6 protein-coding genes and 1 tRNA gene are annotated in these 6,213 nt (G+C 48.0%); 4 read left to right on the top strand and 3 right to left on the bottom strand.

The window, feature by feature from the left end:
* Positions 1-112 precede the first annotated feature (112 nt).
* The 3 genes from DWY84_RS12810 (at position 113) to DWY84_RS12800 (ending at position 1,713) form a co-directional block, all read left to right on the top strand.
* Positions 113-183, top strand: a tRNA-Gly gene (locus DWY84_RS12810).
* A gap of 197 nt (positions 184-380) precedes the next feature.
* Positions 381-1,007: a lactate utilization protein gene (locus DWY84_RS12805; RefSeq protein WP_118533768.1), complete on the top strand. Its 627-nt coding sequence runs from the start codon at positions 381-383 to the stop codon at positions 1,005-1,007.
* A 10-nt stretch (positions 1,008-1,017) separates the two neighbouring features.
* Positions 1,018-1,713 carry a DNA alkylation repair protein gene (locus DWY84_RS12800; RefSeq protein WP_118533767.1) on the top strand — a complete coding sequence of 232 codons (696 nt, stop codon included), beginning with the start codon at positions 1,018-1,020 and terminating at the stop codon, positions 1,711-1,713.
* A gap of 681 nt (positions 1,714-2,394) precedes the next feature.
* On the opposite strand, the gene DWY84_RS12795 is transcribed toward DWY84_RS12800, so the two are convergent.
* The 3 genes from DWY84_RS12795 to DWY84_RS12790 form a co-directional block, all read right to left on the bottom strand.
* A complete protein-coding gene (locus DWY84_RS12795) occupies positions 2,395-4,248 on the bottom strand; it encodes an EAL domain-containing protein (protein ID WP_118533766.1) in 1,854 nt (617 codons plus the stop codon).
* Positions 4,227-4,370 (bottom strand): hypothetical protein, encoded by a 144-nt coding sequence (locus tag DWY84_RS17450; protein WP_178716355.1) that lies wholly within the window; start codon positions 4,368-4,370, stop codon positions 4,227-4,229. Before DWY84_RS17450 ends, DWY84_RS12795 begins: the two co-directional genes overlap by 22 nt.
* A 67-nt stretch (positions 4,371-4,437) precedes the next feature.
* Positions 4,438-4,656 (bottom strand): FeoA family protein, encoded by a 219-nt coding sequence (locus DWY84_RS12790; protein ID WP_118533765.1) that lies wholly within the window; start codon positions 4,654-4,656, stop codon positions 4,438-4,440.
* 261 nt (positions 4,657-4,917) lie between these two features.
* On the opposite strand from DWY84_RS12790, the gene eno reads away from it, so the two are divergent.
* On the top strand, positions 4,918-6,213 hold the full coding sequence (gene eno / locus DWY84_RS12785; RefSeq protein WP_118533764.1) for a phosphopyruvate hydratase: 1,296 nt from the start codon (positions 4,918-4,920) through the stop codon (positions 6,211-6,213).

Below are 6,213 nucleotides of genomic sequence, written 5' to 3'. Positions count from 1 at the left end.
GGGATACCACCCCGGCCTGCTTCGGACCTTTCGTGACTATTTTTTAATTGGTATATAAAAATGTAATTGCATTTTCTGAAATTCTGTGGTATTATATTTTTCGTTGTAAGATGCGGGTGTAGTTCAATGGTAGAACACCAGCCTTCCAAGCTGGATACGTGGGTTCGATTCCCATCACCCGCTTATTTTTTTGTCAAAATGTATTGCTCAGAAATTCCTTGTAAAATCAAGGGATTCTGGGCTTTTTTATTGCATCGGTGTGTGTTTGATACAGTCTGAAACTGATTCATCTGTTTGGTATTTGTTGAGATTTCAGAAAAGCAACGCTATAATGAAAATAAGATTGGCTGCATGGAGTGGTCAGAATGGAGGAATATCACATGAACGAGAATCTTGTAAAAAGAAATGAATGCCTGGCACAGACTGTGATCAAGGGACTGCAGTCCCGAAATATGAGCGGTTATTATGCGGCAAACAGGGAAGAGGCGCTGAAGCTGGCGTTAGAACTGATCCCGGAGGGCAGCACGATTGCCATGGGCGGCTGCATGAGTGCCCATGAAATCGGGCTGATCAAGGCACTGGAAGAGGGCAATTACAATTATATTGACCGTGCGAAGCTGGATCCCAGAGCAGGGCTTATGGCGGCGTACGATGCAGATGTGTTCTTAAGCAGCGCGAACGCGATCACCGATGATGGCATTATGGTGAATATTGATGGAAATTCCAACCGGGTATCCTGTATTGCCCAGGGACCGAAAAAGGTTATTTTTATCGTGGGAATTAATAAGGTATGCAGTGATCTGGACGCAGCCATGAAGCGGGCAAGAAATGTGGCAGCACCGGTGAATGCCCAGCGCTTTGAAGTAAAAACACCCTGTAAGACAACGGGAAAATGTTTTGACTGCAAGTCTCCGGATACCATCTGCTGTCAGTTTTTGATCACAAGATATTCCAGACATGCCGGAAGAATTCATGTAATTCTGGTGAATGATAATCTGGGATTCTAAAGGAGTATCTATGATTCAGGAACGATTATTTGCATTGCAGGATGAGAAGTACAGGGAGTTTCACCGCAGTTTGATTCCGGGACTTCCCAGAGAGAACATCATTGGAATCCGCATACCTGCCATGAGAAAGCTGGCAAAGGAATTTGTGAAAGAGCCGGAGGCGGCTGTGTTTTTGAAACAGCTTCCCCATACTTATTACGATGAGAATATTCTTCATGCCCTTCTCATTGCAGAAATCAAAGATTACGATGCCTGCATGGAAGCCGTGGAAGCATTTCTGCCATATATTGACAACTGGGCGGTATGCGACGGCCTCTCCCCGAAAGTATTTGGAAAACACAAAGCGGAGCTTCTGGAGAAAATCAGACTCTGGATTCCCTCTGAGCATACATACACCTGCCGGTTTGGCATAGGAATGCTCATGAGATGGTTTCTCGATGAGGACTTTCAGCCAGGGTATCTGGAGCTGCCGGCTGCAGTGCGTTCGGAAGAGTATTATGTGAATATGATGACGGCGTGGTTTTTTGCGACAGCGCTGGCGAAACAGTGGGATGCAGCAATTCCTTATCTGGAACAGAATCGCCTGGATCCGTGGACGCATAATAAGACCATCCAGAAAGCAAGGGAAAGTTACAGAATCACGACAGAGCAGAAGGAATATTTGAAGAGACTGAAGGTAATAAAAATATTGAGACGGAACCACTAAAAGGTCCGAAGTTCCGGAAACCGCGTACAGAAACGCAGAAACGGTGAAATTTTGCGCTTTGTTCACTGCGCCGCCTATTGTCAGACCTGCGACCCAAACTCGCACGCGCTGCGTGCTCAAACAAGGGTCTCCGGTCTGACGCTATGCTCGCTCACAAAGCAAATTCCAATGTTTCTGCTTATTCTGTACGCGGTTTCCGGAACTTCTACTTTATTGGCTCCGTTACGATAATTAAAACCGTGCAATCGTAAGAGGTTTAAACTAATACCTTGTGCTTGCGTGGTTTTTATCTCTAGCGGAGCCAATGAAGATAATGGCTACAGTCAGGCATTCACTCTGCCCAAAAACAAAACACAGCCAGAATGATATTTGGAAAAGTCTATTTTTACAGACTTTCGTTAATATCGTTCTGGCTGCGTTATTCATTATCGTAGAATAGTCAGTAAAGCAGAAGTTTCGGGGAGGGCATACAGAATAAGCAGATGCATTGGAATTTTCTTCATGAGCGAGCATAGCGTTTCCCCGGAGACCCTTGTCTGAACGAGCGCAGCGAGTGAGTTTGGGTCGCAGGGGAAACAATAGGCGGCGGAGCGAATGAAGTACAAAATTCCACCGCATCTGCGGTTCTGTAGGCCCTCTCCGAAACTTCGGACCCTTTCGTGCTATTCCCTTAAATTGATATCACCGCAAGCATCCCATCAGTTTTTCAAAATCCCCTCTGCACATTGGTCGGTAATACAGAAATCCCTGAATTTCATCGCAGCCCTCCTGCTTTAGGAAGTCCGCGACTTTCTGGGTTTCCACGCCTTCGCAGACGATGGATTTTTTCATGCGCTTTAACATGTGGAAGATTTCTTCCAGGACGATGTGGCCGCTTTCGGAGATGGTGTCTCCGAGGAACATCCGGTCAATTTTGACTTCGTCGAAGAGCAGATCCTTTAAGGTGTTTAAAGAGGAGTATCCGGAACCGAAGTCATCCATGGAAATCTGGATGTTGCGGTTCTGGAGACTACGGATGACCTGGTTGACGGCCAGCGGATTGTTCACATAGGTGGATTCCGTAATCTCAAAGGTGAGGAAGGACGGCTCCACGCAGTAGGAATCGATGAGTTCCTGGATCTTCTGGATGAAGGTCTGGGGCTGCTCAAAGTGGACCGGGGAGACGTTTAAGGAGATGCGGAATCCCTGGGGCAGTTTCCCGGAATATTTGCGGAGCCACTGGAAGGTCTGTTCATAAACATAATAGTCCAGATCCACCACAAATCCGTTCTGCTCAAAGAGTGGAATATAGATATCCGGGGACCAGAGCATTTTCCCGTTCCGGATCCAGCGGACTAAAACTTCCGCACTGGAAACCGCCAGGTTTGATGTCCGTACCTTTGGCTGGAAATAAATTTCAAATTCTTTGTTTTCCAGGGCCGGGTGGAAGGAATGCAGGATCTCGGCCTGCATTTTTTCCTGCCGGTTAATTTCCGGGGAATAGAGACAGGTGTGGCTGATCAGTTTTTTGGCAATCCGCCGTGCGACATTAGCACAGGAAATCATGGTTTCCGGTGTGACTTCTTCGTTCGGAATCAGGTAGATGCCGGAGTTGGTGCGAAAGAAACTGATGTGGTAGGTATCGCGGATCCGGTCACAGATTTTCTGGTCCAGTGCCTGAATCTGTTCACGAAGGGCATCTCCGGTCTGTTTGCTGACATCGGCGATGCTGATAAATACATCGGAGAAGAACCGGGCCGTAAATAAAGAAAGGGAATAGGCCGTCATTTCTTCGTAGACAATGTTTAAAATTTCATTTCCAAGCGGATAGCCGTATTTATCATTGATATAATGGAAGTTTTCAATATCGGTGGAAATCAGTGCAATCTGAAGTTTTCCGTACGCCTGAGACTGGATCAGGCGGATTTTCTCCGCAAGATATTCCGAAGATACGGTGGGAATTACCTGCGGATTCTGCTTTTGCTGTTCGGTAGCAGTGCGGGAATTCTTTTTATAAAATTTATCCTGATACATGTTTTTGTCTGCGGCGTTGATGAGGTCGTTCATCAAAAAATAGTGATTCCGGTAGCTGACCTCGAAGCCGACTGCGTAGCTTAAAGGCAGGCTTGCGCGGGTGTTGTATTCCTGCACCAGCGTGCTCAGATGCAGATCCATGTGTTTTAATTCTTCCGGGGTGGTGTTTTCCTGAATGATGATGAATTCGTCACCTCCATAGCGGGCCAGGAAGCTGTGCTCATCCAGAATGCGGGTCAGACAGTAAGCGAAGGCCTGGATGAATTCGTCGCCCTTTTCGTGCCCGTAGGTATCATTGACATGTTTCAGGTTATTCAGATCAAACATCATAACACCTACACCGAATGTGGTGGCGCGATCGTTTAATTCCAGAAGCTTTTTCTCCAGGGATTTTTTATTGTGGATTCCGGTGACATCCCGGTAGGCGTTATGGAGCAGGCGGGCCAGCAGTTCTCGCTGGATCAGGGCCAGTACCATGCAGAACACAAGCAGAGCCAGGGTCAGGCAGAGGTTGCGGTACATGGGGTATAAGAGATATCCGGGTCGACCAGAAGCTTGACAAGATAAAGATTGAGTATCAGAATCAGCATGAGCACGCCCAGGATGACTTCACAAAGATGCAGGATGCTCTTGTTTCGTTTCATAAGGTTCTCCTTCAGTATAGTTGCTGCAGTTTTGATATGGATTGACAGCATCGGGATCCGCGGCCGGTTAATCAGCCTGTACGATGATCATTCGCGCAAAATCAGCGCCGATCGCGATCTTACTCTCCTTGACCATGACGATGTAATTGCCAAAAAAGACAGAAAGAATGCGGACAGCAGCGTTTTCTACAAAACCAAGGGTTTCCAGATAATGACGCTGTTCCTTATCACCGCATATTTTCTGAATCATGTACTGCTGGTTAATCTCAGCTAAATTCAGTGGCATGGTGTCCTCCTCTGGAAAATTTTGTTAAAGTTAGTTGCAGCTAACATCATAGCATAAATCCAAATCCTGTCAATCTTTTTCCATATGAAAGAAGTCTTTATTCCGGTATAAAACTACCAGAAACGGGGACAATGAGAAAGACTGATCAATAAGGCTAATTTACAGAACAAAGCCCTTATGATAGACTGTAGTCGGTTAGCAATAGCTAACATATAACCAGAAAATGTGTGCCGGAAGCGGCACAAGCAGGAGGATTTGACTATGATGTATCTGGAAATTGAGAAGGTAATTGGAAGAGAGATTATCGATTCCCGCGGAAATCCAACCGTAGAGGCTGAGGTTTATTTAACCGACGGCACCGTTGGAAGAGGCGCGGCACCGAGTGGAGCATCCACCGGTGAGTTTGAGGCACTGGAATTAAGGGACCAGGATAAGAGCCGCTTTGGCGGAAAAGGCGTTTCCAAAGCAGTGGAGAACATCAACACCGTCATCTCCGATGTGCTGTGCGGTATGGATCCGTCTAACGTTTATGCCATTGATCAGGCTATGATCCAGGCTGACGGCACAAAAGATAAATCCAGGCTGGGCGCCAACGCAATTCTGGCTGTCTCCATCGCAAGCGCGAGAGCAGCAGCAAATGCCATGGAGATGCCTCTCTACCGCTTCCTGGGCGGAGCAAACGGAAACCGTCTGCCGCTGCCGATGATGAACATCTTAAATGGCGGCGCTCATGCGGCAAACACTGTTGATGTACAGGAGTTTATGATCATGCCGGCCGGCGCTCCGAGCTTCAAAGAAGGCCTGCGCTGGTGTACCGAGGTGTTCCATGCTCTGGCAGCTCTGTTAAAGTCCAGAGGACTGGCTACCTCCGTAGGTGATGAGGGAGGCTTTGCACCGGACCTTGGCAGTGATGAGGAAGCAATCCAGGTAATTCTGGAAGCAGTGGAGAAGGCTGGTTACAAGCCGGGCACCGATTTCGTTCTGGCTATGGACGCGGCTTCCAGTGAGTGGAAGAGCGACAGGAAGGGCGAATATCTGCTTCCGAAGAGCGGCAAGAAGTTCACCTCCAAAGAGCTGGTTGAGCACTGGAAGAGCCTGTGCGAGAAGTACCCGATCTACTCCATCGAGGATGGCCTGGATGAGGAAGACTGGGAAGGCTGGCAGATGATGACCAAGGAATTGTGCGATAAGGTTCAGCTGGTTGGTGATGACTTATTTGTAACCAATACCGAGCGTCTTGCAAAGGGTATTGAGCTTGGCTGCGGCAACTCAATCCTGATCAAGTTAAACCAGATCGGTACCGTATCTGAGACTCTGGAAGCAATCAAGATGGCCCACAAGGCCGGCTACACCGCGATTGCATCCCACCGTTCCGGTGAGACCGAGGATACCACCATCGCAGACCTGGCAGTGGCTCTGAATACCTGCCAGATCAAGACCGGCGCGCCGAGCAGAAGTGAGCGTGTCGCGAAGTACAACCAGCTGCTCCGCATCGAGGAAGAGCTTGGAGCGGCAGCACAGTTTCCGGGTGTGAAGGCATTCAATATCAAACGGTAA

This window comes from Clostridium sp. AF27-2AA (assembly GCF_003478505.1).
Lineage (GTDB): Bacteria > Bacillota > Clostridia > Lachnospirales > Lachnospiraceae > Brotaphodocola.
The sequence above is the reverse complement of the archived record's forward strand: the minus strand, read 5'-3'. Positions and strand labels throughout refer to the sequence as shown.